The following is a 25,182-nucleotide window of genomic DNA, read 5'->3' as shown; positions in this document are numbered from 1 at the left end:
CTAATTTGCCGGCTACTCTTCGTGTTCTGCGCTCCTGCGTCCCCGCCCTAATTGGATGACGGATTAAAAAACGGTTGTTACACTACGGCTGATGCCGCTGTCGCCACGCACGGTCACCACGACGAAGAGCGGTTCTTCGGTCCCGTTACGGCGAATGCCCTCAGCGGGAATGCGTAAGCGGAAGGTTTCTCCTCTCACGGTACTTGCCTCCTGCTGGAAGCGAATTCTGCCCAGGACGTCGAACAGTTGCACGGTAAGTTGCCCGGCCGGGGGCAAATTGATCCCAAGGCGAAGGTCCTGCCCGTTGGTCGGATTGGGGAATACACTTACTCCCTGTAGGGGTATGATGCGGTTGGTGACGGAATTGATCAGCTCACCACACGACAGGGTATCCAATTGCAGTGCCCTGACGCGCTCGAAGAGAATGCGGTGGCCGCCGTCGTTGAGGTGTACTCCGTCGCCGCTGTCCAGGCTGTCGAGGATGAAGCCGTTGTCCGCTGCCAGGCCGGTCCAGAAGTCGATCGAGCGTTCTCCATAGCGGGCGAGGATCGAGTCCCTCACCTCCCGCTGGATGTCTACCTGCGCCGTGTTGGTGAAGTTGCGGGGCTGGGTGGTTGCGACGTAAACGTTCACGCCTTCCTCATTCGCTGCATCGACAATGTTCGCGAAGTTGCTCAATTGATCGGCGACAGGGAAGTTATTGGCCGCGTCGTTAGAGGGCATGTTGACGATGATGGCGAATGGATCGAACGAGAGGGCCTTGGTGACGTTACGCGTGACGTCGGGTACGATATTCACACCAGGTGGTATCGTGGAACCGGTAGGTAAAATGTGATAGGTGGTGTACCCACCCCGCCCGAGGTTGATCACTTCGAAGCGGGTATCCCCCTCCAGCGAGCGGGCGTACCGGTTGACCCAGGCGCTATCGGGAGTGGAGGCACCGGTACCCTCCGCGGTAGAAGACCCCAGTACCACGATGCGGCAACTCGTGGTGTCGCTGGAAATGGTGAAGTAATCGTCACTGCTGTCGGTTAGGGTGTCGGAGAGGATGCGGACCAGCGCCGAGTCGGTCGGCGTATTGGGCACCGTCCAGGCGTACGCACCGCTGGCCCCCACGACGGTGTCGATGGTCGACCAGGAGCGGCCGGCGTTCTCGGAATATTCAAGCACCACCCGGGCGAGGTTCCGCGACGACCACCGGATGGTTGGCTGCTTGCCCGCCTGCCAGAATTCACCGCCGTTCGGGCTAAGCAGGGAGAGCGAAGCACCGCCGGCCGGAGCCTGGTTGGGGTAGGTCAGTCGCAGCAGGCCCAGGTAGTAAAAACCAGCACTATTGGTATTGTTGGGTCCCGTCGATGCGGTGATTTGGATCTTGCCCTCCGCGTCGGGTCGTAGGGTGACGGTCGCGACTTCATCGGTATTGGACGCGGCATCGAGGTACACCGTGTCGTTGGTCGCTCCGGCGAGGGCGTACGTGGTTTCCCGGTTGTCGGAGGCGTTGCGCGATGCAAACAGTTCCATGGTGTACTCCACTTCGGGATCGAGGCCGGTGAGTTCGACGCCACCCGTAGGTTGGATTTGTCCGCTGAACTCAGTCACGTTTCCGAAAAAGCTGTCGCCCGTGGCGGATCCCGGGAAGTCCAGCGCAGGATCGGGATTAACCGTTCCGGCCGTATTGATGCCGTTAAAGGGATCGAAAACCGAAATACCGAATCCCGACTGAAAGCCGGAGGAGTTGAGCAGGTCCGCAATGCTTCCTTCCTGGGGGTCGGTTACGTTGTTCCAGGGGGCGGCGGAAAGGCTCGACCCACCAAAATCCACCAGGACCGTATCGGCGACGTCTTCACCCACCGGCGGGGGCGGGGGCGGCGGCGCGTCCTCCGCATCGTAAGTGACGACTAGTGCGCCCAGGTAGTAAAACCCGGCAGAGTTATCGTTATCCGGACCCGGCGCGGCGGTGATGGTAATGGTCGAATCGGCCGCCGGCCGCAGCGTAATGGTTACGAGTTGGTCGGTGTTCTCGGAGGCGTCCAGGTATAGGGTGTCCTTGGTATCGCTGGCCAGCGCATAGCTCGCCTGCCGGTTATCATTAGCACCCACACGGGAGGCAAAGATGGACAGCGTGTATTCTTTATCGGTCCGCAATTTTCGCAGTTGGACCGCCCCCGTAGGTTGCACCTGTCCCCCGAATGTCGTCACGTTCCCGAAGAAACTGTCCCCACTCGCGGTGGCCGGCAATCCCGTACTTGCGTCCGGAGATTTTGTCCCCCCCGTGTTAACGTTATTGAAGGGATCGGTGACGGCAATCCCGTAGGTCGTCAGGTTTCCACGCCGGTTAAGCAACCGCTCGATCGTGCCCGCCACCGGATCGGTGACGTTGTTCCAGGGGGTGGCCGATAGGTCGCTCCCGAAATCTACCAGGATGGTATCGCGGTCCTGGCCCTGTAGGGCTGCACTTAGCAGTACAAATAGACCTAACCATCCGAAGAGGACGCGGCGTAGGGAAATTCTCATAACCTTTGAGTTTAATGGGGTAATCATTGGTGACAAAGGCCAATATATAGTATTTACCGCTGGTCTAGATTTCTATCCGCAGACTGAATTTTTCGGTATCCACGCGACAACCTACCCCGACCGGCAGCGTACACATATTCTTGATGTGGCCGATTGGAAAACCGTAGGCTACGGGTATACCAAGATCGCCGAGTCGGTCGGTTAGGGTTTGGCGAAGGGTAAGCGATCGATCGTCCGCATCCGCCTCACAGTCCGCGAATACGCCCAGCACGATTGCCGCCGCCGTCTCCAGCGGCCACGCCTGCCGCAGTTGGGTCAGCATCCGATCGACGCGGTAGGGTTTCTCGCCTATCTCCTCGATAAACAGGATGTTGCCCTCTACCGGCGGTGCATATTCGGTCCCCGCCGCAGCGGCCAGCAAGCTTAGGTTGCCGCCCCAGAGTTGCCCGCCCGCGCTCCCAGGTGTAATCACGTACCGCTCCCCTGCTTCCGCGGGTGGGAAAATGGGGGCAAATTGCCCACCGTCCATGATCGCATTTATTAGGTGCTCACGGGTGTACTCCGTAAACTCCGAGCTGCCCACCGGACCGTGGTAAGTCACTATACCGGTGCGGAGGGTAATCGCGTTCAGCAGGGCCGTGATGTCGCTGTATCCAATCAGTATTTTCGGGTTGCGCTCGATCAGTTCGAAATCCAGACCGGGCAGAAGCCTTCCACAGCCATAGCCGCCGCGCGCCGCCCAGACCGCCTTCACCGTGGGATCGCCAAACATCGCGTGCAGGTCGTACAGCCGCTGCGCGTCCTCGCCAGCCAGGTAGCCACGTTCGGCGCGGATATTTTTGCCCGGCTTTACCTTCAACCCGAGGCCCTCGATCTGGGTGTATGCTCGTTGTAGCCCATCGTCGGTCAGGTAACTTCCTGGGGTCACCAGGCCCACCGTATCTCCGGTTTTTAGGCGTTGCGGTACTGTATTGCGGCGGCGCGCGGGAGCAGGGTAATTGAGGAGGGGCAATGCCGGTATGGCAAGCAGCCCTTGGGTAAATTGTCTACGCTTCATCCGGGAGTAAGTTGGGTCGATCGGTATGCACAAGCCAATGTACTACCCTCAATGCAAGGCGACCGGCCACAGCAAGTAACCTCCCAGGTACCCGATCCCAAAACTGAAGACGAGAATGAGTAAGAGAACGGTGATCAGCGACTGACGGAAACGGGGAAATTGGGTGGTTGACATGAGTAAGGTGGTATTGATTACCGCACAAATCTCCCGCATCCGCTGCGGGTAAAAAAGGACACTTTCCTCTGATGCGTTCCGCATAAATTCACGGTTCACGCAGCCTTAAATTTCTGCACTCCTTTCGCTATCAAACACTTGCGCGAAACTGCGGCAGAGCTGCTGCTGGTGATGGTTCTTTAGTCTTCATCCATTCCTTTGGGATGTACGTCGACAAAATGTTGGTCGCCCTACCCCGGGGAATATATTTACGAAACAAAAAAAGTCAACAAGCCATGGGTGTTTTCGGACGATATATTCTCTATCTACTGGACTGCGTAGTCATGCTGGGCATTCTGGCCCTAGTGTTCCTCCTCTTTCGTGGAGAATTGCCCTTCGGCCACGATCCCGAACGATGGCTCGAAGTTCTGCTCGACGGCGGTAGTGTTTACGTGACCACCCTGCTGGGGGCCACGCTTTACTGGTTCATCATCGATTACCATCCGACCGTCGCAGGGTACCGGCGATCCCGCGTAGCAATGCTGGCCGACGGCCGGCGGCCGGATAATGGCACTCGCTTACTCCGTTCCTTCATCAAGGCATTTACCCTGTTTGGTGGAGAGGTGCTGCTGCTCTTTGCACTCTTCAGCGACGGGCACCGCTTCCTGCACGACTACATTGCGCAGACCGAGCGGATCAAACTGGCCGACTCAGTAGACTGAGCGGCAAGTGTAATAAAAAAGCCCTCCGCACGAAGTGCGAAGGGCATGAAGGAGACTACGTATGTAATCTAGTGCAAAATCTTAGGCGGTTCCTAGATCCCGTAGCTTACGCCGAAGGAAAACTCACGTCCGCGCTCGTAGCTCTGGAAGATGTATTCCCGGTCGAAGGTCGAGAAGCTCTCGAAGGCGGGATTGAGCAGGTTCCGTGCCCGTAGGCTGAATTTAAAGTTGTCTACCTTTTTCGAGACGGATACATCCAGTTGGCTACGGCCGCGCTCGAAGATGTCGGGGCTACCGACGGCGCCGATGCTTTGCAGCCGGTCGCCGAAGAAATTATACGCGGCGACAAAATCCCACCCGCTCTCCGGCGTAGCGTAGCTCAGGTTCGCATTGGCGACGAAGGGCGACTGACCGTTGAAGCGGCGGACGGCACTGAAGGAGGGGTCGACGGCCTGGCCCAGAGCTACTTCCTGCTCGTCGATCCGTTGTTCCGCCTGGATAAAGGCAAGATTGGAACTGACGGTGAAGTCGTCGAGCTTTTCGTTGAGGAACCCGAGGGACTTCCGGAATTCTACTTCCAGACCGTATAGGTCGGCACTTTCGGAGTTTGTCCAGGTAAACTGTTGATCCCCGGCGATGCGGAAGGTCGTCACGATGGGGTTACGGAACCGCTTATAGAAGGCGCTGAACGCCAACACTTCACCGGCGTGCGGGAAGATCTCGTAGCGCAGGTCGTAGTTATCGACACTGGTGAGTTTTAGGTTTGGATTACCGAAAACGGGAGGCTCGCCCAAAAAGCCGAAGGAGCCGAACGGTGCCACTTCCCGCATGTTGGGACGCGCGATGGTTTGGGTAAAGCTTCCACGGAGGTTGCTGTTCTCCCCAACTTTATACACCAGGTTCAGGGCGGGCATGAGGCTCGTGGTGTCGATGTCGGCCGTGTTGGCGGCGATCCGGTTGAGGTCGGGCTCCCTACCCGCCACTTCGGCCTGGAGGTACTCGTTGGGGACTTTATCGCTTTCCACCAGGATGCGCGTGTTTTCAACCCGCAATCCGAAGATGGCCTTCAGCCGGGGCGTCACCTCATAGGTCATCATGGCGTAGGCCGCGGCGACATCGAACTTGCCGGTATAGCTATTGGCCAGGTTACTGTTGTCGTAAACGTATACGCCAATGGAGTTGCGGCCGTTCACCTGCTCGATGGCTCCCAGGTTGCCGGGGCCGAGGTAAACGTCGAAATCGCCGCCGGCTTCGGTGAACGATAGTCCCCGATCATTTTCGTAAGCGTAGATGGACTCATTAAAATCCCGCTCCTTGGTACGGTACTGGCCGCCAAATTTGATCGCGTTGCCCTTGCTCTTGTTTTGCAGCACGGGTACCGTTACGTCCAGCGTTCCCTGGTAGGAGTTGTCAGACAGGTCACGGAAGTAGCGACTCGGACGGCTGAACTGGCTTGGGTCCATTAGGAAACGGCCGTCTTGCTCGATGTATTCGTAGAACCGCAAGTCGGGCTCGTTCTGTTGGCTGTTGATGTAGTTGGCCGACCATTCAATTTTCGTATTACCGAGACCGGTGAGGGTGTGGTCGCCCTGCAGTACGTAATCGATGAGCTGGCGCTCGAGGAAGCTGGCAGCCTGGGAGTAGTAGTAGTTGTCGTCGGTGCCGGCGGCGCCCTTTCTCTCGTTGCTGCCCTTCAGCACCCGTCCTTCCAGGAATCCCTGGTGGCTGTAGATGGTATAGAAGGTGATGTTGTTAGCGGGAGACGGGCGGAGGGCAAAACCGACCATGCCACCCAGTTTGCCGGATTCCACGCTCTTGCTGTCGGTGAGGTCGAAAACCTCCTGGAGCTGGTTTTCGCCCAGATTGGGGTTGACGTAGTTGCCGCGGACACCGTTTGTGTACTGACTGTAATCCCGGTTGTAGCTTACCGTAGCAAAAACGCCGAGGGGCATGGTACCGATGTTAAACTGGTTGCCGATGTTGGCACTCAATCCGTAGTCAGGACCGCTTCGCTTGGTACCGAGGTTAAACGCGTTGCCAAAGCTATTGGCGACCTCATGCACGGCAGTAGCCAGCGCGGCATCGGAACGGGAGCGGCGGTCCGCATCCGCTTCCAGCACTTCCATTTCACTCAGGCGAGGATCGTTGAGGATGGCGGGGCCGTCCAGCGTACCGTCGTTGTATCCAAGACCGATTTTCTTGCCGCCGTCAAAGGTCATGAAATCGTTGCGGAAGTTGCTCAGGTCGTTGTAGCTGCCCGAAGCCGATACTCCCCAGGTAAATCTTTCCGGGAGCGCCTTAATTTTGATGTTCACGCTACCGCCGGTGAAGTCACCGGGCAGGTCGGGGGTAAAGGTCTTGCTGGCGGTGATGTTGTCCAGGAGATTGGTGGGAATCAGGTCAAGCTGGGCGGAGTTGCGGTATGGATCGATACTCGGCAGCTGTAGACCGTTCAGCGTGGTCGCGCTGTACCGATCTCCCAGACCACGTACGTAGACGTACTTGCCGTCGACTACCGTGGTTCCGGTCACCTTGGTAAGGGCGGCCGCGGCGGTGCCGGCACCGAGGCGCTGGATCTCCTGACTGGAAATAACGTCCTGCACTTTGTCGCTGTTTTGCCGCAGTTTCATGACCGCTACTTCACCCCGCTCGAGGGCCTGGGCGGTAACCGTGACATCGAGTTCGAGTTCTACCCCGGAATCCTCACCGAAGGTGATGTCGAGAATAGTAGTTTGATTGGCGGTTACCACGATGCCCTCACTGAGGTGCTCCCCGTATCCGACGTAGGAGGTAACGATGTTGTAGGTGCCTGGGTCGACCTTAAACTGATATTTACCTTCGATAAAATCAGTTTGGGCCCCGATTGAGGTGCCCTGGATGACCACGTTGGCTCCCAGCATTGGGAACCCGTCTTCGTCGTAGACGGTCCCGGAAATGGCCCCCTTCTGGGCGAAGGCCGTAGCGGTCACCAAAAGCAAAGCGACCACGTAATAAATGCGGTTAAGCATAAGAAGATGTATTGAATGTTGCACTAGAATTGTAGACGATTGGGGTTTAGTGGCTTACCACCATTTTCTGTAGCAGGCGGCTACCTTCCGCTTCGAGCAGAATGAAGTAGTTACCGTTAGCGAGTTTGCTGGCATCGAGCAGGTAAGTCTGCTCGCCGTTGTCGTATCGTTGGGTATTACGCAGGAGGGGGCGGCCAACGATGTCGTAAACCGTGAGGGTTACACGGGTGGCCCGGGGCACCGAGAAGTTGATCTTCGTCGTAGCGAAAGCAGGGTTGGGAGCCGGGGCTTCGAGTAAAAAACCCGCGTGGTCGACCTGGCCAACACTGTTGAGCACATCATCGGTGAGCATGTATTCGGAAAGAGCGGTCCAGCCGGAGAGCCAACTTGGGTCACTGGCGTAGGCACCGGGGACAAACGCTCCGTAGTACGCCGTTGTCTCGAACCCTTCTTCGGCTTCGGGGGCGCCGGTAGCGGCGGGTCCGAAGGTATACACCCGGGGATCAAGGTTGCCGCCGTCATCGTCCCGGTTGCTGATGTCGTTCAGTACGGGATCGGCGATCACATTGCCGTTCGCGGCAAACTTGGCGGCCACTTCCTGTGAGGAGGCGGGCACGATGTTCTCATTCTGGTCGATCGCCAGGAAAAGATCGGCGGCGGTGTTGCCGGCTCCAAAGTTGAAGAAGTAGTTGTTCGTAAACCCGAGATCCCCGGCCTGTAGGCGGGCGTAGGAATCCACTTCACCGTCGGTGCGGTCTTCGATGGCCACGGCCGCGCCGTTGAAGTCGGTGAAGATCGAATTGCGGTAGTAGCCGCCCGCGTTATCCCGGAAGATTACCGAGACGGGCAGGGTGCGGTTAGCGTCGCCTCCGGTAGCCGTCTGATCCTTTCCGATACCGATGTAGGTAGCGTTATATATGGTCGGTTGGCTGAACGGAGCTTGTCCGTCGGGATCGGCACCGTCGTGTTCGCCGGAGCGTCCGGTACCGTCGTTCGGGCCCTGTAGCGCAAACCAGTACTGCCCTGCACCGCGCCAGCCGTAGTCGTAGTCGAAGCCATCGTCGCCGCAGAAAGCTACCGAGGCGTGGGTCACCTTCACCGTACCGCCGAACCACTCAATACCGTCGTCTTCGTTCGCGAATACTTCGATGTAGTCGATTTTGGTGCCGGAACCGACGCCACCGAGCGTGAGGCCGTTGATTTCATTGTCCGTCGAGAGCTGGGCGCCGCCGTGGCGGATCGATACGTACTCGAGTACGCCACTGTTGTCGGCGTCATTACTGCCGCCGAATTTGGCGCGCACTTCGTCGGCGTCAATGCCTTCGATTCCGTCCTCACCGCCGGGGCGCGCAATGGTGGCGTTGCCGAGTACGATCAGGCCGCCCCATTCCCCGCGGTCGGTGAAGTCGTAGTCAAAAGGATCGGCAAGGTCGTCCTCCGCTGCAGTGAAAATGATGGGTGCCGCTGCAGTGCCCCGGGCGAAAATTTGGGCGTCGCGGGCGACGATGAGGGCGGAGGTATTGTCGCCGGTGGTGATGCTGTTGCCACTTAATCCCCGAATGACGGTACCTGCCTCGATGTTCAGGATTGCGTCGGCTTCGAGGTAAACCAGTCCGTCAAGATTATAGCACGTCCCACCACCCCAGTTGTACGTTTGTCCGCCAACCAGATCGGCATCGCGAACCGTGACGCAGTCTAGGGTATTGACGGGCGTTACTTCATCTCCGAGAAAGCCGTACTCCGACAGGGCGGTCCATCCCTGTAACCAGTTGACGGAGTTTCCGAAGGCGCCACGGTAGGCCACGGCGTCAAAAAATTCATTCTCGAGGCCATCTGCGCTACCGCCGCCGAGGGCGGCGCCACCGGCATTGATGCGGGGATCCAGGCTGCCGTCGGGCAGGCGGCTGACCCCGGCGATACCACTCGCACCAATGGTATTGTCCGCAGCAAGGGCAGCCGAGAAAGTCGCGGTAGAAGCCGGGACGATGGCCTCGTTTTGGTCGATCGCCAGGAAGAGTTCGGCGGCCGTGGTTCCTGCGCCGAATCCATCAAATAGGTTGTTCGTAAAGTCGAGGTCTCCCGCCTGGAAGCGGCCGTAGGAGTCTACTTCCGAGTCGGTACGGTCTTCGACCGCAATGGCGGCTCCGTTGTAACCCGTAAAGATGGAATTGCGGTAGTAGCCTCCGGCATTGTCGCGGAAGATAACCGCCAGTGGCAGGGCGCGTCCGGCATCTCCACCGCTTGCCGTGGCGCCTACCCCGATGCCGATGTAGGTGGCATTGGCGATGGTCGGCTTGCTGAAGGGGGCCTGACCGTCGGGGTCGGCACCGTCGTGTTCACCGGCACGGCCGGTACCGGTATTGGGTTCCTGAAGGGCGAACCAGAACTGGCCGTTGCCCCGCCATCCGTAGTCGTAATCGAAGCCGTCGTCGCCGCAGAAAGCTACGCTGGCGTGCTTCACGTTGACCGTTCCACCAAACCACTCGATGCCATCGTCCTCGTTGGCGAACACCTCTACGTAATCAACCACGGTACCGGAACCTACCCCACCGAGGGTAAGGCCGTTGATCTCGTTATCCGTCGAAAGCTGGGCCCCGCCGTGGCGGATAGAGACGTATTCGATGATGCCGCTGTTGTCTGCATCATTGGTACCGCCAAATTTGGCACGCTCCTCGTCGGCATCGATGCCTTCGATGCCGTCTTCTCCACCCGGGCGGGCTATGGTGGCATTTCCCAGGATGATGAGTCCGCCCCATTCTCCACGATCGCCGGCGTCAAAGTCGCCGGAATCGCTCAGGTCGTCGTCTTCGGCCGTAAAAATGATGGGGCGTTCGGCCGTGCCCCGGGCGAAGATTTGTGCGCCCCTGGCAATAATGAGTGCCGAGGTATTATCGCCCGTGGTGGGTTGCCCGCCGCGGACGACGGTACCGGCGGCAATGTTAAGTGTAGCACCCGACTCCAGAAAAACAAGGCCGTCCAGTACGTATTCTTTGTCGGCCGTCCAGTTGTACGTATTGCCACCGGTGAGGGAAGCATCACTAATGACTACCTGTTCCTGTGCAATCCCAGCGAAGGACAGCAGTAGAGCAAATAGGGAGAGTGTAGATGGTTTTCTCATAAGGTCAGTTGGAGTTGGTTGCTTGAATTCTAAATTCACTGCAAAAGTCCTGTTCGGACATGAACTCCAAATGACACTTAGGTTAACTTATCATTACATATACACTAAGCCGTTAACGAAGGGGTCACTTTGCGTCCCGCTCCAACAGCTCAAGGGCGCGGCGAATGGCGGTAGCGCTATCGTGCGCGCGTTCGTCGGCCTGGCTTACCTTGTCGGTAAGGGCGATCAGGTAGCAGCCCGCCGCCCGTGCGGCGATTCCTCCCGGTCCGCTGTCTTCTATGGCGATGCACTCCGAAGCCTTTAGCCCCAACCTCCTCGCGGCAAGCAGATAAATATCCGGTGCCGGCTTCATTTCCTTGACGTCGGAGGCCGTGACGCTGATGGGGGTGAACCGATCGAGCCGCGCCGCGCCGATCATCATGTCGGCATCTAGTCTGCCGCTGTTTGTGGCAATCGCCACGGGATAGCCTTCGTCTACGAGTTGGCGCAGGGCTTCATCGACTCCGGAGAACGTTTTTCCCTCCCGCTCCACGGCTTCGTGGTAGCGTACTTGTTTGCGTTTGATCAGTTCTTCGTCGCTGATGGGAAGCCGGTCCTGCTCCACCACGTAGCGGGCCAGCACCCGGTCACTCGTCCCGATCCACTGCTCGAACCACTGCGCGTCGTAATCGACGCCGAATTCTTCGGAGAGCGTGTCGAGCCAGGCTGTACAGTGCAGGGGTTCGGAGTCGGCCAGGGTGCCGTCTAGGTCACACAGGAGACCCCGTAGTTTAGAATTCACCATGAAGTGTGTCGGATAAACCAGATAATGAGTTGCGCGTGACACCCGGTGTGCCACAGCCGATAGAAGCGATCTGGTCCGAAAAAGTTGTACCCGGCGGGAGCGAAGCTTACCGTAGCATCACCCGCTTGATGACTTCGACTCCCCGGTGGATCAGGGTGGCATTGCTCACGACCCGCTCGCTTACCTGCTGCAGCTGATCGAACTTGCCCTCCTGCTGTAAACGGACGGTACGACCCGCCAGGAAACCGGAGCAACTAGCGCTGATGATGAGCAAGCACACGAGAACGGAAAACAACTTGAATTTGGCATTTGCCATAGCGGCGAGAGATTTCATAGCAATACGGCTACGAATATAAGCGATTCGTAGAACATTGCCCGGTATCACACCTAATTATTCCCGTTCCGGACCGGAAATTGGAAGCTAGTTGAACTCCTTCATCACATTTACAAGAGTTTCTACTCCTTCGTACGGCATACTGTTGTAGATGCTTGCCCGGAAGCCTCCTACGCTACGGTGACCCTTGATTCCGTCGCAACCGGCCGCTTCGGCAGCTGCCAGAAAGCGCCCCGTATCGGCATCGTCGGTACAGACGAAGGTTACGTTCATCAGACTGCGGCTCTCATCGTCGCTGACCGTGCCCGTGAACTTAGGGTTCCGGTCGATCTCGTCGTACAGCAGCTTCGCCTTGCGCTCGTTGTGCGCCTCCATTGCCGTAAGTCCGCCCTGCTCCTTGATCCAGCGCAGGGTCAGCATCATGACGTAGATGGGGTAAACCGGAGGCGTGTTAAAGGTGCTGCTTCCCTTGATGTGCACCCGGTAGTCGAGCATACTGGGCAGCTGCCGCTCTACCGTTCCGAGGAGGTCCTTGCGAACGATGACGAGCGTAGCACCGGCCGGCCCGAGGTTCTTCTGGGCACCGGCGTAGATGATTCCGAAGCGCTCCAGCGGAATGCGGCGGCTGAAAATATCGGACGACATATCGGCAACCAGCGGTGCGTCCGTCTCGGGGAACGACTGGAACTGGGTTCCGAAGATGGTATTATTGCTGGTGAGGTGGAGGTACTTGAGATCCCCGGGTACCGTATACCCCTTGGGGATGTGGTTGTAGTTGCTCTCCTTGCTGCTCGCTACGACGTTTACGTGACCGAACAACTTGGCTTCCTTTATGGCTTTGGCGGACCAGGAACCGGTATCCAGGTAGCCCGCGGTCTCGTCCGGGTTCAGTAGGTTCATCGCCGTAAAGAAGAACTGGGTGCTGGCCCCACCGGAGAGAAATAGCACGCCGTATTCATCGCCTACGTTAAGCAGTTCGCGCACCAGCGCCTCGGCTTCCACCAGCACGGCGTCAAATGCTTTGGACCGGTGGCTGATCTCAAGAATGCTGAGGCCGCTACCGTCCAGGTCCTCTACCGCGGCGGCGGCTTGGGTGATGACACTTGCGGGAAGGATGGCCGGACCGGCACTGAAATTAATCTTTTTCATTTGGCGATGCTTTGAAGGTGCGAAGGTACCACCTTAGCGGATTACACGGTAGCGGACATTGACGTATGTACAAGCCTGTTTTAGTGGGCCGCCCGACCGTAGCCATCGGAAATCCGCCGGATGGAATCAAACGTGAGGGTAGCCGTCAACATCCACGGTGGTTCCCTCCTTATAGTACCTGCCCGGTCGGATGCACCATTCATTGCCGTACCACGACCGGTGCCCGTGGTTTACCCCTAACTACAAACCTTGCCTAACTTATGACACGTCTTCTGACCTTTATCCTCAGCTGCAGCTTCCTGCTGTCCCTGATCACGGCCTGTACCCCAAAGGCAGCCGGTCCGTCCACCCCGACCAACCCGACAACCGACCGGACCACCGCGACCACTACCAAACCCGCCAAGCCGGGAGAAACGCTCAGCCCCTGCCCTAAATTTTCCGATGCTCGCAGCCCGGAGGATGCCGAAACCAACTACGTCATCTACCGCACGGCACTAAAGGCTAAAGAAATGGACCGTGCCATGAAGATGTGGCGGCAGGTATATGCCACCAGCCCCGCCGCGGACGGCCGCCGCCCCACGGTCTACACCGACGGCGTCGCCTTCTACAACAATTTAATTCTCGAAAACCCGGATCGAAAGCAGGCGTACGGCGACACCATCATCATGCTGTACGAACAGGCCCGGCAATGCTATCCCGGTGACGGCTACATGGCCGGCATCCAGGCCTTCGATAGCTACTACACCTACCCCGGCTCCGCCACCGACGAGGAAATCTACCAACTGTTCAAGGAAAGCATCGAGCTCGATGGTCCCGAAGAGCTGCAGTACTTCATCATCAACCCGATGTCCCGCCTGGTCGTCGACCAGCACGAGGCCAAAAAGATCGACGATGCCGAAGCACAGAAAATCGTTGCCGCCCTCAAAACACGCCTGGCAAAGGGCCTGGAGGAGTGTAAAGGCCAAAACTGCGAAGCCTGGAAAACGATCGAAAGCTACGCCCCCAGTAGCCTGCAGTACTTCGAGACCGTTAAGGGTTTCTACGACTGCCAGTACTACGTAGACGAGTACTACCCCGACTTCGAAGCCAACCCGACCGACTGTGACGCCATCACCACCGCCTACAGTCGACTGAAGTGGGCCGACTGCGCCGAATCCATCCCCGAATTCCAGAAGGTCAAGGCCGCTTACGACGCCAACTGTGAAGTAGTGGTCTCGGCCTCCAACGGCAACGCCAGTACCCTGCGCCAGGCCTACGACGCCCTCAAAAACGGTCGTTCCAGTGAAGCGGTACGCCTTTTCGACCAGGCCGCCCAGGAAACGGACGACGCCGAGCGGAAGAGCCGTTACCTCCTTACGGCCGCCAAAATCTACTACCGCGACCTGCGCAACTTCAGCCAGGCCCGCGCCTACGCCCGCCGCGCCAGTTCCGCCAATCCTTCCGACGGTGAACCCTACATGCTCATCGGCACCCTCTACGCAAGTAGCGGACCGCTCTGCGGACCCGGCACCGGCTTCGATAGCCAGGTAGTAGTGTGGCCGGCCATCGACCAGTGGCAGAAAGCAAAGTCGGTCGACCCCTCCGTAAGCAGTAAGGCCAACCAATTGATTGGCCGGTACAACCAGTACATGCCCTCTAAATCGGACATCTTCCAGCGGGGCATTTCCGAAGGTTCGAGCTACACCGTTGGGTGCTGGATTCAGGAAACTACGCGGGTACGTACACCGTAGTTGAGATTTCCTATATTTGCAAAGATGCCTTTGCGGCTATTTTGCAATTACCGAAACCAACTTTTTCGTGAGACCACTCTTTACTAACCGGAAGCGTAGACTGACCGCAGCAGTCTACGCTTCCGTGGTTTGCGCCCTCGTAGGGAGCAGCATTCTATACGGTCTAATGGCCGTGTCCAAAGCCCCCGGCGCCCCCCAACTCTCCGATACCGCTTTCCCCATCGTGGAACCCACGGTCCGATACGGCGTCGCCCTGGACACCTTCACCGTTTCCCAGGATACTATCCAGTACGGACAGACCCTGTCGGATATTTTACTCGGATTGGGACTTGAACCCCAACAGGCATTCGATATCGCCGGGAACTTCAACGACATGCTTGACGTGCGGAACCTCCGTGCCGGCCGTACTTACGAACTACTAGACGACGCCGATACGGAGGGGCCGGATTTCCTGGTCTACGCCCCCACCGTCTACCGTTACCTGCGACTCGATTTACAAAATACCGGACGCGATAAATATCAGGAAATGCCCGTTAAGCTGGCCGAACGATTGGCGGCGGGCACGATCGAGAGTTCCCTTTGGAACGCCATGGTCGGAGCCGGTCACAGCTTCGCCCTCACCGATAAAATGGAAGACGCGCTGCAGTGGTCGGTCGACTTTTACCACGTCCAAAAGGGGGATGCGTTTCAGTTGGTTTACGAACAGGAGTACGTACACGACACGGAGGCCGGTTTCGGTCGGGTGCGCGCCGCCCGCTACAGCACCGGAGGAAAGGACATCTATGCCTTCTACTTTGAAAGCGAAGACGGCAGTCAGTCGGGGTATTTCGGCCTGGACGGTCAGCCCATGAAATCCACCTTCCTAAAGGCTCCCGTACGGTACAGCCGCATTAGCAGCAGCTACAACCTACGCCGCTTTCATCCCGTGCAGCGGCGGATCAAGCCTCACCTCGGCACCGATTACGCCGCCCCCTATGGCACTCCCATCGTAGCGGTGGCCGACGGTACGGTGAGTCGGGCGGGACGCACCGGCGGAAACGGCATATTCGTCAAGCTGCACCACGACAAACGCTTCGACACCCAGTACCTCCACATGCAGCGCCGCGCCCCCGGAATCACCGTAGGCAAGCGAGTCAGTCAGGGAGACGTGATCGGTTACGTCGGCTCCACCGGTCTGGCGACCGGCCCCCACGTATGCTTCCGGTTCTGGGACAACGGCAAACAGGTGGACCATACCCGGATGGACTTTCAGGACAGTGAGCCCATGCCGGAAGCTTACCTACCCGAATACTTCGCGGTAAGAGACCTCTACCTGGACAAGCTGAACAGCGTAGGCAGCCCGGTCGAGGGTCCGGCTAAGTAACTGATTGTAAATCGACGGCCTCAGAGAATCAGGTCCATATTCACGTGCTCCTCGATCAGCTCGACGGCGCGGCGGATCTTCCAGGGCGTCTTCAGGTTGATCTTCACTTCCATCTGACTGATGCGCACGGCCGCGCCGTAAGTGTCCAGCGAGCTGGCGACCACCGGAATGTTGTTGGCCTCGAGAAATTTAAGGTGCGGCAGACGGGGAGACTCGTCCATCAGGCCGGTAACCACCACTCCTGAAATCGTCGTACCCGGCAGTCCCCGCGATTTTAAAATCCCCTGCAGGGCACTTAGGGCTTCGTAGAGTCGACGGTGACTGACAATCACCAGCAGGTTCTTGAGGTTCTCCACCTCCTCCTGGGCGAGCAGGCTGCCGCTGGCGATGTTCTCCACCTGGTTGTCCAGCCCCTCCCGGTTGAGCAGGGTGCGCCCCTTTAGCGAGTGGCGTACGGAAGCCATGATGGGGTTAGAGAGAATTTTTTCAAATGGGAGCACGCCCAACAGTGGAATGCCGGTCTTCTCCAGGTACTTCCCGACGTAGTGGCCCACCTTTTCCATCTTGGCCGGCCGGGTCTTGTTTACGATCACCCCGCGGACCTGCACCCTGCGTTCCCTAAACATGGCCAGGTTCATATTCAGGCGATCGATGGTGCTCCCGATCCCCCCTTCCACGATCATGACCACCGGTGCACCAAGCAACTGGGCCACCTGAGCGTTGCTGACGTCACAGACGCTGCCTACACCGGGGTGCCCCGTTCCCTCGTAGATCACAAAGTCGTTTTTAGCCTGTAGTTTGCGACTGGCTCGCGTAATGGCCCGGTTAAATTCGTACTTGGTCGGATCGTCCAAATAGCTGGCCGTCACCCCGCTGCCAATGATGACGGGACTATGCAGTTCCGCCTTCAGCTCGAAGTCCATTCCCCGGGCAAACAGCAGCGCATCCTTGTCCACCTGTAAATCGCCGAGCTCCACCCACTCCTGCCCCACTGGTTTGCAGTAACTCACCTTGTGGTTGCGGCCACGGATGGCGGCCATCAGTCCCAGGGTACAGGTAGTCTTGCCGACGTGCTGGGAAGTAGCGGCAATGTAAAGTCGGTCAAGCATAGGATATGGATAGGGTCAGGTTCGCAATGTAACATTTACCCCAGTTCGTTGCGGCATATGGCGGGGACGCAGGTGCAGCGGAAGTTGGAAAAAACCAATGTGCTACGGGCACCGGGCTAGTGCACACTCGCTTCACCCGCACCGCTGGGGATACGGATGCGTTCCACCATTTCCTGAACATCCTCCGGTGGAGTGCCCGTAAACCTGCTGACGATCAGGGCAACCACCAGGTTAACGACCATCGCGACACTGCCGAATCCTTCCGGGCTGATGCCAAACCACCACTCCGATTCCGGAGGCACCGTATCGACGAACCACCCCAGTCGATACACGGCCATGTATCCGAACATGAGCAGGATGCCGACGACCATGCCCGCCACGGCACCTTCCCGGTTCATGCGCTTATCGAAAATACCCAGCACGATGGCCGGAAAGAAGCTCGCCGCGGCAAGACCGAAGGCCAGAGCGACCGTCGCGGCCACGAAACCCGGTGGGTTTACCCCGAAGTAGGCGGCAACCAGCACGGCGGCGGCGGCCCCTCCCCTGGCCCACCAGAGTTCCTCCTTTTCACTCATGTTTGGCTTGATCTGCTTGCGCATGAGGTCGCGGCTCACGGCGGTACTGATCACCAATAGGAGGCCGGCGGCGGTAGACAGGGCTGCGGCCAGTCCCCCGGCCGCCACAAGGGCAATGATCCAGGCCGGTAGGCCGGCGATTTCCGGATTCGCCAGCACCATGATGTCCCGGTCGATGTACACTTCGTTGGAGTTGTCCGTCGGCACGTTCAACAGGAGTGCTTCACCGGAATTTCCTTGCACCTGCGCGCCGCCGCCCGCCCGTTGTTGTTCTACCGCTCCGACGAACGGAGGACCGGGGGCGTACTGCAGTTTTCCGTCTCCATTCTTGTCCATCCAGGCTACCAGTGCCGTTTCCTCCCACTTGGCGAACCAGGGCGGCAGCTCCTCGTAGGGGCGTTCGGATATGGTCGTGATCAAATTGGTGCGCGCAAACGCCGCAATTGCGGGAGCCGTGGTGTAGAGAATAGCGATGAAGAGCAGGGCCCAACCGGCGCTAATGCGAGCGTCCTTGACCCGGGGGACGGTGAAGAAGCGGACGATAACGTGGGGCAGTCCGGCCGTACCGGCCATCAGTGCCAGGGTGATGGCGAATACGTCGATCGTCGATTTACTGCCGTCGGTGTATTCCGCAAAACCCAATTCTTGGTGGAGCAGGTCGAGTTTGTCCAGGAGTGCCATTCCCGATCCGTCGTTGACCTCCGCCAGGAAGCCGAGCTGGGGAATGATGTTGTCGGTCATCTGCAGGCTGATGAAAATAGCCGGCACCATGTAGGCGAAGATCAGCACGCAGTACTGGGCCACCTGGGTGTAGGTGATGCCCTTCATGCCCCCCATGATCGCGTAGAAAAACACGACCACCGTGCCGATGTATACGCCGGTATTGATCTCTACCTCTAAAAAACGGCTGAATACAAGGCCCACGCCGCGCATTTGTCCGGCCACGTAGGTAAAACTGACTACGATGGCGCAGATTACGGCCACCGTACGGGCCACGTTGGAATAGTATCGATCGCCGATGAAATCCGGCACGGTAAACTTGCCGAACTTGCGGAGGTAGGGCGCCAGCAGCAGGGCTAGCAGGACGTAACCGCCCGTCCACCCCATGAGGTAGACCGCTCCGTCGTAGCCGGCGAAACTGATGATGCCGGCCATGGAGATGAAGCTGGCCGCGCTCATCCAGTCGGCCGCCGTCGCCATACCGTTGGCAATGGGGTGAACGCCGCCGCCGGCCACGTAAAATTCCTTGGTAGAGCCCGCGCGGGCCCAGACCGCGATCACGATGTAGAGCAGGAAGGTAGCGCCGACAATGAGGTAGGTCCAGGTTTTTACGTCCATTACTCTCCTACCCCGTACCGGGCGTCTAGTCGATTCATCAGGTATACGTAGACGAATATGAGGACCACGAAGACGTAGATGCTTCCCTGCTGGGCGAACCAGAAGCCGAGTTTAGCCCCACCGATGCGGTAGTGATTGAGCTGGTCCACAAAAAGGATGCCGCAGCCGAAGCTGACGGCAAACCATATCGTAAGTAGAATTGCTAAATACCGCAGATTGGTCCGCCAGTAGTGGCGGTGTTCTCCGGAAGGGGCCATCTAATCAGAATTGGTGGGTGTATGTGTGGCCCGCGAAAAAAAGTGCACGATCGACAAGGCTCTTTGACGGACCGATCTCCGTCTTGGCCACCAAGATATAGCGGCGCTTATGATTATCCAAATAAATGCGTGACCTTACCACCACGCCGATTTGTGCGCGTTGCCCGCTTCAACACCCCGGGCCGGCGACCGCAGGGTACATTGCATAACGATAAACAAGACTACGGATATGGCCGACTGGTACGAAGGATGGACTGACGTCACCTACCCTATTTTCGAAGGAATGACGGGTTGGCCCGGACAACCCGAGACCTCCTATGACACCCTAAGCTGCATCCACTGCGGAGATACCGCCCGGGTATCGATGCTGCACTTCAGTTCGCATACCGGTACACACATGGATGCACCGAGCCACTTTCTGGCGGAGGGGATCGACATGGCACGGGTGCCGATCGAAATTGGCCTAGGACCGATGCGCATTGCCGAAATCGACTGTAAGGCTGCCGTCACCCCCGAAGACCTGCTGGCCTACGAGGGTCGCACCCGCCCCCTGGAGCCCGGTGAGCGATTGATCCTGCGTACTCCGAACAGCGACAAGGGGTTCTGGCCGCACAAACCCTTTGACGAAGATTACCATGGTATCGGTCCGGCCGCCGCCAAGCTCATCGTGGAGCGCAGGCTGCTGCTGATCGGAGTAGACTACCTGTCCGTCGGCCCCTTTCACGAGGGCAATCCGCAAACCCACCGTGCCCTGATGGGGGGAAACGTCTGGATCATCGAGGGGGTCGACCTCAGGAAAATCACGGAGGGCGACTACGATATGATCTGCCTGCCGCTCAAACTCGCGGGCTCCGACGGCTCGCCCATCCGTATCCTGATAAAGCCGGCTGCCAGGCAAGGAATCAAATAAATTGTTTGATACAATTTGCTTTACACAACAAACCGTTGTAAATTTGCTCTGCGTCGCATCTAGCGGACGTGGTTGCAAAAACAAACGGTTATGTCTCGATCCACCTCCCCGGCCCACTCCGCCGGTCAGCAAAAAGTACTTACCATCGACTGGCGCCTGCTCTGGCGCCGACTCCGCTCGCGGGGCGGACTTTTTCTTACTTCCGCCCGCCACCGGGCCGCCAATACGGAGTACATCCCGCCTACGTGGATGTCCCGGCTCCGGCTCACTTGGTTCCGGGTTGGGCTGATTGCCCTCGCGGCCTTCGTATTTACCCAGAAACAAATAGATTTTACCGTCAGCGTCGGTGCCGACGGACTGGGGGTCGATGCCGCCGCGGATCGTGACGGTACCGCTACGACCGTCGCCCAGACCACCACCCTCGGTATGCTGCCCGGTTCCGGCACCAGCACATCAACCACCCCGCCGGTCTGGAACGTCAATGACCTGGATGCCGCTACCGTACGGAGCTACGTAAACCGCTTCGAGCGGGTGGCCAAAACGGAAGAGGTGAAATTCAGCATTCCCGCCGCGGCTAAAATGGCCATGGCCATCCTGGAAAGCGATGCGGGCCAGCACCGGGCAGCCACCCAATATAACAATCACTTCCCCGCCGCAAGTACCACCAAGCATTACGACAACGCCTGGGGCAGCTGGCGCGGGCACAGTGAAGACCTCAACCGCCGCTTCCCGGACCTGGCCCACGAGTCGGTAAACTACCAGCAGTGGATTGCCGCCCTCGACCGCTCCGGCTACAGCCGTGACCCCCAGTACGGGCAGAAGCTGCTGCGCATCATTGAGCGGTTCGACTTGCAGTCGCTGTAACCGCCCAGTAAGATCTTTTTTTCTCTAAGTGGTTTTCTCGGCCGCCTCTCCTGTACGGAAGGCGGTCCTTTTTTTAGGAGCCACAACCCGCCGCCCCGATCTCCGTTTAGCATGTCGTGGTTGAACAAGACGAAATTCTCGAACAGGAGTACCGCCGCTTTATTGAATTCGGTCAGCTACTCGATGTCCGTACCCGCCGCTACCTCGTCGAATACCTCCGGGCGCGCATCGGCGGCACCGAGTATAGCGGCCCTGAGGACCTAAACGACCGCTACGGTGAGTACTTCCGCCGCGCCCTGGACGAGATCGTAGGGGTAGACGACTTACTGTTCGTCTGCGCCGATAACCAGAGCATTACCCGCCAGATCGTGCTCGATACGCTGTACTGGATCAAAAAGACCTTCGCGAAGGTGGAGGCGAAGCATCCCTTCGGCAAGGAACTAGAGTTGCTGAGCGGCTGGTCTGTCACCCCGGCAAAGGCGTTTCGCGCACGCTACCCCGCCTTACTGCAGTTTTTAGGATCCACTTACCTGCGGGAAGAGCTCGACACCGCATTCTACCAGGATAGGTTGCAACGGTTCTTTGCCCGGGACTTCGACGAGTGGACGGACGAGGACCGCCGCAATTTCGAGCGCATTTTCACCGATCTGCTGAGTCAGTGGGATGCCCTCCTACAGGCCAGAATCCTAAGCTACCAGCTGCAAAAATTTAGCGAGGCCAAGGACAATTTCGTCGACCTGCTCGGGCAAAAGGTGGAGGAATACCGGCGGCTGAAGTCCATCCTGAATCCATTCACCGAGTACCTCGGATGGGACATGAGCCGCGACCTGTGGCAGTCCACCAGTTTCGACGCCCTTAAAAAGTACGATGAATTACTGGCCAACGAAGACAGCGTTCGCCAGCTCGCCGAGCTGCTCGGCAAACTCCGGGAGGCGGAGATCGAAATCGAAGAAGAAACCTTCGAAAAGACGATCGTACGTCAGGAATGGCGGGTAGACCCGCTGTCCCGCTCGGAGATCGTCGGCGTCCACGAGAGCAACGACCTGAGCCACATGCTGAGCTCGGAAACCGCCCTGCTGAGTAGCGACGACACCGAAACGGCCTTCCTCAAAAAGTACGCCGACAGTAATCTGCTTTCCCTCCGGTACGAAGACCGCAGGCTCGTGCGGAGCGAAGACCAGATCATGGAAGTCAACCAGCGCGTAAAGCAGCGGGAGAAGGGGCCGTTCATCGTCTGCGTCGACACGAGCCAGTCCATGATGGGCCGGCCGGAGGAGATTGCCAAGGTCCTGACGCTGGGCATCCTGAAAATGGCCATCAACAGCAATCGCCGGGCCTATCTGATCAGCTTCAGCACCGGGATTAAAACGATCGACCTGCACGACATCGCTAATTCCGTCGACGAGTTGGCGGCCTTTCTGAACATGTCGTTCTACGGAGGTACCGATGCGACGCTGGCCCTCTACGAAGCCCTGCGCCAGCTCAAATCTCAGGATTACCAGGATGCCGACGTACTGATGATCTCCGACTTCGTGATGTACCGGATCGATCAGGACATCCTCAACGAAGTCGCCTTCTACCAACACAACAAGAATACCGAATTCCATAGCCTGGCCCTCGCCCGTGAGGCGAACGCCGAACTACTTAGCCGCTTCGACACCAACTGGGTCTACGACCCCGCCACCCGGGGCATCATCCGCGAACTGACGCGGGGGCTGGACCAGATTGGCTACCGCCCCTAAATGCAAAACGCCCCCGGTCGGTAGACCGGAGGCGTTGTTATGTATCGGAAGAGAAGGACTAGGAAGCCTTTCTGCGGGTTACCACGATAAGGATGATAAAAAATCCGGCAACGGCAACCCAAAGGATCGGGTTTTCGTACCATTCGGTTTTGTCGATGTCGATGTCGATCAACGCATCGCCCTGGGCCTGTGCGACCGTGGATAGGAGGGTGGCCATTATGGCCGTGAGAGTAAATGCTCGCATGATTAAGGAGGTAAGTTTCGTGTAGAAAAGATTTTCTAACACGATGTTCACGGGCTAAGTCGTACGCCCTACACTTTAACAAAAATGCGCCGGCGGTACAGCCAGGTGCCCAGCACCAGATAGAAGGCCACCAGCACCAAGGCGTAGAGCAGACTGGATAGTTTGTCCGGCATAAAATCGTGCACGAAAATGGTCTCGTAAAGGTACCCGTGCAGTGAGGTTTCCCCCACCCGAATGCTTCCGAACACCTTCGCGAAAAAGCTGGAGAGGAAGTACAGAATCAGGGCATTGGCTCCCGCGAAGCGGAACACTTTGCCCCACGCGTAGCCCTTCACGTCGGTGAGGTAGTAGGTCAGCGCCAGAAAGATCAGGGCCCAACCGCCCGTTACGAGCACGAAACTGCTGGTCCACAGCGCCTTATTGATCGGAAAAACCAGGCCCCACAAATGACCGACGACGAGTAATGCCGCACCGGCCATGACCAGTCCCCGCACTTTTCCGCCCTCCCCGCCGAGCAGAAAGCGCCCGGTCACCACCCCAATCAGGCAGCTGGCAATGGACGGCAGGGTGCTCAGCAGTCCCTCCGGGTCGTAATCCTCCTGCCAGGTATGCGTCCCCAGCAACAGCTTATCGAGGTACATCGCCCAGTTGTTGGGAGCCCGCTCGTAGGTCGGCGCGCTTCCGTCCGGCAGCGGCACGAATCCCATGATCACCCAGTACCCGATAAGCAGCAGGGCAGTAACGGCCACAATTTGGCGGGTACGCAGGTGCAGGGCCAGGGGAGCCGCGAACAAAAACACCAGTCCAATGCGCTGCAACACGCCGGGCAGCCTGATCTCGCCCCACGATTTTACGAAGGGCGGATAAATCAGGAAGGCCCCCAAGAAGATTCCGAGCGCGATAAGTTTCAGGCTCCGGACCACGATCTTGCGGTAGGTGGCAGCGTCGGGTTTCTTTCCCCGGTAGGCAAAGGCGATCGAACAGCCCACGATGAACAAAAAGAAGGGGAAGATCAGATCGGTCGGCGTGTATCCGTGCCAGGGTGCGTGAAGCAGGGGCGCGTACACATGGTCCCAGGTACCCGGATTGTTGACCATGATCATGGCCGCAATGGTGAGTCCACGGAGCAGGTCTACCGAGTCGATCCGGTTACCTAAGCCCGTGGGCGGTGCGGTCGTCGGGGGGCGTTTGGTCACTTCAGGAAAGATTCTGCTTTCTCGACCATTTTCGTGCTGCCGGCAAACAGGGGCACCCGTTCGTGAATATCCTTGGGCTTGATGTCCAGGATGCGTCGGTAGCCATCGGTCGCCCGCCCCCCCGCCTGCTCGACGATGAAGGCGATGGGATTGGCCTCGTAGACCAGTCTCAGCTTACCGGCTTCGCGTTCCGAACTCTTGGGGTAGATGTAGATGCCGCCCTGTATTAAGTTGCGGTGGATATCGCTGACCATGCTGCCGATGTACCGGCTCGTGTAGGGGCGATCGTCCTCTTCCTTCTGGCAATACTTAATGTAGTCCTTTACGCCCTGGGGAAAGTGAGCGTAATAGCCTTCGTTGATCGAGTACACCCGCCCCTGCTCGGGCATCATAATGTTGGGGTGAGAGAGGTAATACGTACCGATGGCGGGGTTGAGGGTGAAGCCGTTCACGCCGTTACCGGTGGTGTAGACGAGCATCGTGGAGGTGCCATAAATGATGTAACCCGCAGCTACCTGCATATTACCCGGCTGCAGGAAATCGTCGAGGGTAACGGGAGTTCCCTCGGGAGAGATGCGCCGGAAAATACCAAACACCGTACCCACCGATACGCCGGCGTCGATGTTGGAGCTGCCGTCGAGGGGGTCCATCACGACCACGTATTTGTTGCGGTTAGCGTTATTGGCTCCGCTGATCGTGATAAACTCCTCATTCTCCTCGGAAACGATTCCGCAGACGATGTTGCGGTTCGTGAGGGCATTAATGAATACGTTGTTGGCGAAGACGTCCAGCTTTTTCTGCTCCTCCCCCTGCACGTTCACGTTGCCGACCGTACCGGTGATGTCCACAAGCCCCGCCTGCCGGATCTCGTGGTTGACCACCTTAGCGGCCAGTCGCATGCAGTTCAACAGCCGGCTTAATTCACCGGAGCTGTATTCGAAGTCTTTTTGGTTGCTGATGATAAACTCACCGAGCGTTTGTGGGTGTAAGGTCATGGGTATTGCTGTGGTATTGA

20 protein-coding genes are annotated in these 25,182 nt (G+C 58.2%); 6 read left to right on the top strand and 14 right to left on the bottom strand.

The features are described 5' to 3' along the window. Nucleotides 1-63: 63 nt before the first annotated feature. From GGR28_RS00810 to GGR28_RS19150, 3 genes are all read right to left on the bottom strand, one after another. Nucleotides 64-2,514, bottom strand: coding sequence for an SGNH/GDSL hydrolase family protein (locus tag GGR28_RS00810; protein WP_183493819.1), 2,451 nt, complete (start codon nt 2,512-2,514; stop codon nt 64-66). Nucleotides 2,515-2,578: 64 nt separating this feature from the next. Beyond that, on the bottom strand, nt 2,579-3,571 hold the full coding sequence (locus GGR28_RS00805; protein ID WP_183493818.1) for a S66 peptidase family protein: 993 nt from the start codon (nt 3,569-3,571) through the stop codon (nt 2,579-2,581). A gap of 48 nt (nt 3,572-3,619) precedes the next feature. After that, the gene (locus tag GGR28_RS19150) at nt 3,620-3,745 is read right to left on the bottom strand and encodes a hypothetical protein (RefSeq protein WP_262890711.1); all 126 of its coding nucleotides are present in this window, start codon (nt 3,743-3,745) and stop codon (nt 3,620-3,622) included. A 275-nt stretch (nt 3,746-4,020) separates the two neighbouring features. Between GGR28_RS19150 and GGR28_RS00800 the strand changes: the two genes are divergently transcribed. Further along, a complete protein-coding gene (locus GGR28_RS00800) occupies nt 4,021-4,446 on the top strand; it encodes an RDD family protein (RefSeq protein WP_183493817.1) in 426 nt (141 codons plus the stop codon). Between the two features lie 92 nt (nt 4,447-4,538). Here GGR28_RS00800 and GGR28_RS00795 read toward each other — a convergent pair whose 3' ends face one another. The 5 genes from GGR28_RS00795 to serC form a co-directional block, all read right to left on the bottom strand. Next, nucleotides 4,539-7,454, bottom strand: a complete 2,916-nt coding sequence (locus GGR28_RS00795; protein WP_183493816.1) for a TonB-dependent receptor — start codon at nt 7,452-7,454, stop codon at nt 4,539-4,541. A 46-nt stretch (nt 7,455-7,500) separates the two neighbouring features. Beyond that, complete coding sequence (locus GGR28_RS00790; protein WP_183493815.1) at nt 7,501-10,572, bottom strand: T9SS type A sorting domain-containing protein; 3,072 nt, start codon at nt 10,570-10,572, stop codon at nt 7,501-7,503. 124 nt (nt 10,573-10,696) lie between these two features. After that, on the bottom strand, nt 10,697-11,356 hold the full coding sequence (locus tag GGR28_RS00785) for an HAD family hydrolase (RefSeq protein WP_183493814.1): 660 nt from the start codon (nt 11,354-11,356) through the stop codon (nt 10,697-10,699). Nucleotides 11,357-11,462: 106 nt separating this feature from the next. Further along, nucleotides 11,463-11,672, bottom strand: a complete 210-nt coding sequence (locus GGR28_RS00780) for a hypothetical protein (RefSeq protein ID WP_183493813.1) — start codon at nt 11,670-11,672, stop codon at nt 11,463-11,465. 105 nt (nt 11,673-11,777) lie between these two features. Next, nucleotides 11,778-12,839: a 3-phosphoserine/phosphohydroxythreonine transaminase gene (gene serC / locus GGR28_RS00775; protein ID WP_183493812.1), complete on the bottom strand. Its 1,062-nt coding sequence runs from the start codon at nt 12,837-12,839 to the stop codon at nt 11,778-11,780. A gap of 260 nt (nt 12,840-13,099) precedes the next feature. Here serC and GGR28_RS00770 point away from each other — a divergent pair, with 260 nt between their 5' ends. Together GGR28_RS00770 and GGR28_RS19260 are read left to right on the top strand one after the other, a co-directional pair. Continuing rightward, nucleotides 13,100-14,569, top strand: coding sequence for a tetratricopeptide repeat protein (locus tag GGR28_RS00770; protein WP_183493811.1), 1,470 nt, complete (start codon nt 13,100-13,102; stop codon nt 14,567-14,569). Between the two features lie 67 nt (nt 14,570-14,636). Then, the gene (locus tag GGR28_RS19260; RefSeq protein ID WP_183493810.1) at nt 14,637-15,932 is read left to right on the top strand and encodes a peptidoglycan DD-metalloendopeptidase family protein; all 1,296 of its coding nucleotides are present in this window, start codon (nt 14,637-14,639) and stop codon (nt 15,930-15,932) included. Between the two features lie 20 nt (nt 15,933-15,952). Here the strand turns inward: GGR28_RS19260 and GGR28_RS00760 are convergent, their stop codons facing one another. The 3 genes from GGR28_RS00760 to GGR28_RS00750 form a co-directional block, all read right to left on the bottom strand. Continuing rightward, complete coding sequence (locus tag GGR28_RS00760) at nt 15,953-17,041, bottom strand: AAA family ATPase (protein ID WP_183493809.1); 1,089 nt, start codon at nt 17,039-17,041, stop codon at nt 15,953-15,955. Between the two features lie 116 nt (nt 17,042-17,157). Further along, on the bottom strand, nt 17,158-18,954 hold the full coding sequence (locus GGR28_RS00755) for a sodium:solute symporter family protein (RefSeq protein ID WP_183493808.1): 1,797 nt from the start codon (nt 18,952-18,954) through the stop codon (nt 17,158-17,160). Then, nucleotides 18,954-19,211, bottom strand: a complete 258-nt coding sequence (locus GGR28_RS00750) for a DUF4212 domain-containing protein (protein ID WP_183493807.1) — start codon at nt 19,209-19,211, stop codon at nt 18,954-18,956. The genes GGR28_RS00755 and GGR28_RS00750 overlap by 1 nt, the downstream gene beginning before the upstream one ends. A gap of 229 nt (nt 19,212-19,440) precedes the next feature. Here GGR28_RS00750 and GGR28_RS00745 point away from each other — a divergent pair, with 229 nt between their 5' ends. The 3 genes from GGR28_RS00745 (at nt 19,441) to GGR28_RS19255 (ending at nt 22,727) form a co-directional block, all read left to right on the top strand. Beyond that, nucleotides 19,441-20,121: a cyclase family protein gene (locus GGR28_RS00745; RefSeq protein ID WP_183493806.1), complete on the top strand. Its 681-nt coding sequence runs from the start codon at nt 19,441-19,443 to the stop codon at nt 20,119-20,121. A gap of 90 nt (nt 20,122-20,211) precedes the next feature. Continuing rightward, on the top strand, nt 20,212-20,985 hold the full coding sequence (locus GGR28_RS00740; RefSeq protein ID WP_183493805.1) for a glucosaminidase domain-containing protein: 774 nt from the start codon (nt 20,212-20,214) through the stop codon (nt 20,983-20,985). 116 nt (nt 20,986-21,101) lie between these two features. Next, nucleotides 21,102-22,727, top strand: a complete 1,626-nt coding sequence (locus GGR28_RS19255; RefSeq protein WP_183493804.1) for a VWA domain-containing protein — start codon at nt 21,102-21,104, stop codon at nt 22,725-22,727. A 58-nt stretch (nt 22,728-22,785) separates the two neighbouring features. Here the strand turns inward: GGR28_RS19255 and GGR28_RS00730 are convergent, their stop codons facing one another. From GGR28_RS00730 to fbp, 3 genes are all read right to left on the bottom strand, one after another. Next, nucleotides 22,786-22,971, bottom strand: coding sequence for a hypothetical protein (locus GGR28_RS00730; protein ID WP_183493803.1), 186 nt, complete (start codon nt 22,969-22,971; stop codon nt 22,786-22,788). A gap of 68 nt (nt 22,972-23,039) precedes the next feature. After that, complete coding sequence (locus GGR28_RS00725; protein ID WP_319936686.1) at nt 23,040-24,167, bottom strand: acyltransferase family protein; 1,128 nt, start codon at nt 24,165-24,167, stop codon at nt 23,040-23,042. Then, complete coding sequence (gene fbp / locus GGR28_RS00720) at nt 24,164-25,162, bottom strand: class 1 fructose-bisphosphatase (RefSeq protein WP_183493802.1); 999 nt, start codon at nt 25,160-25,162, stop codon at nt 24,164-24,166. The genes GGR28_RS00725 and fbp overlap by 4 nt, the downstream gene beginning before the upstream one ends. Nucleotides 25,163-25,182: the final 20 nt, after the last annotated feature.

The sequence above is a fragment of the Neolewinella aquimaris genome, from assembly GCF_014197245.1.
GTDB lineage: Bacteria > Bacteroidota > Bacteroidia > Chitinophagales > Saprospiraceae > Neolewinella > Neolewinella aquimaris.
The sequence above is the reverse complement of the archived record's forward strand: the minus strand, read 5'-3'. Positions and strand labels throughout refer to the sequence as shown.

Bases quoted from the DNA above. Each gene is read 5' to 3' on its own strand.
- GGR28_RS00810 (WP_183493819.1), bottom strand. From the start codon at position 2,514: ATGAGAATTTCCCTACGCCGCGTCCTCTTCGGATGGTTAGGTCTATTT.
- GGR28_RS00805 (WP_183493818.1), bottom strand. From the start codon at position 3,571: ATGAAGCGTAGACAATTTACCCAAGGGCTGCTTGCCATACCGGCATTG.
- GGR28_RS19150 (WP_262890711.1), bottom strand. From the start codon at position 3,745: ATGTCAACCACCCAATTTCCCCGTTTCCGTCAGTCGCTGATCACCGTT.
- GGR28_RS00800 (WP_183493817.1), top strand. From the start codon at position 4,021: ATGGGTGTTTTCGGACGATATATTCTCTATCTACTGGACTGCGTAGTC.
- GGR28_RS00795 (WP_183493816.1), bottom strand. From the start codon at position 7,454: ATGCTTAACCGCATTTATTACGTGGTCGCTTTGCTTTTGGTGACCGCT.
- GGR28_RS00790 (WP_183493815.1), bottom strand. From the start codon at position 10,572: ATGAGAAAACCATCTACACTCTCCCTATTTGCTCTACTGCTGTCCTTC.
- GGR28_RS00785 (WP_183493814.1), bottom strand. From the start codon at position 11,356: ATGGTGAATTCTAAACTACGGGGTCTCCTGTGTGACCTAGACGGCACC.
- GGR28_RS00780 (WP_183493813.1), bottom strand. From the start codon at position 11,672: ATGGCAAATGCCAAATTCAAGTTGTTTTCCGTTCTCGTGTGCTTGCTC.
- serC (WP_183493812.1), bottom strand. From the start codon at position 12,839: ATGAAAAAGATTAATTTCAGTGCCGGTCCGGCCATCCTTCCCGCAAGT.
- GGR28_RS00770 (WP_183493811.1), top strand. From the start codon at position 13,100: ATGACACGTCTTCTGACCTTTATCCTCAGCTGCAGCTTCCTGCTGTCC.
- GGR28_RS00760 (WP_183493809.1), bottom strand. From the start codon at position 17,041: ATGCTTGACCGACTTTACATTGCCGCTACTTCCCAGCACGTCGGCAAG.
- GGR28_RS00755 (WP_183493808.1), bottom strand. From the start codon at position 18,954: ATGGACGTAAAAACCTGGACCTACCTCATTGTCGGCGCTACCTTCCTG.
- GGR28_RS00750 (WP_183493807.1), bottom strand. From the start codon at position 19,211: ATGGCCCCTTCCGGAGAACACCGCCACTACTGGCGGACCAATCTGCGG.
- GGR28_RS00745 (WP_183493806.1), top strand. From the start codon at position 19,441: ATGGCCGACTGGTACGAAGGATGGACTGACGTCACCTACCCTATTTTC.
- GGR28_RS00740 (WP_183493805.1), top strand. From the start codon at position 20,212: ATGTCTCGATCCACCTCCCCGGCCCACTCCGCCGGTCAGCAAAAAGTA.
- GGR28_RS00730 (WP_183493803.1), bottom strand. From the start codon at position 22,971: ATGCGAGCATTTACTCTCACGGCCATAATGGCCACCCTCCTATCCACG.
- fbp (WP_183493802.1), bottom strand. From the start codon at position 25,162: ATGACCTTACACCCACAAACGCTCGGTGAGTTTATCATCAGCAACCAA.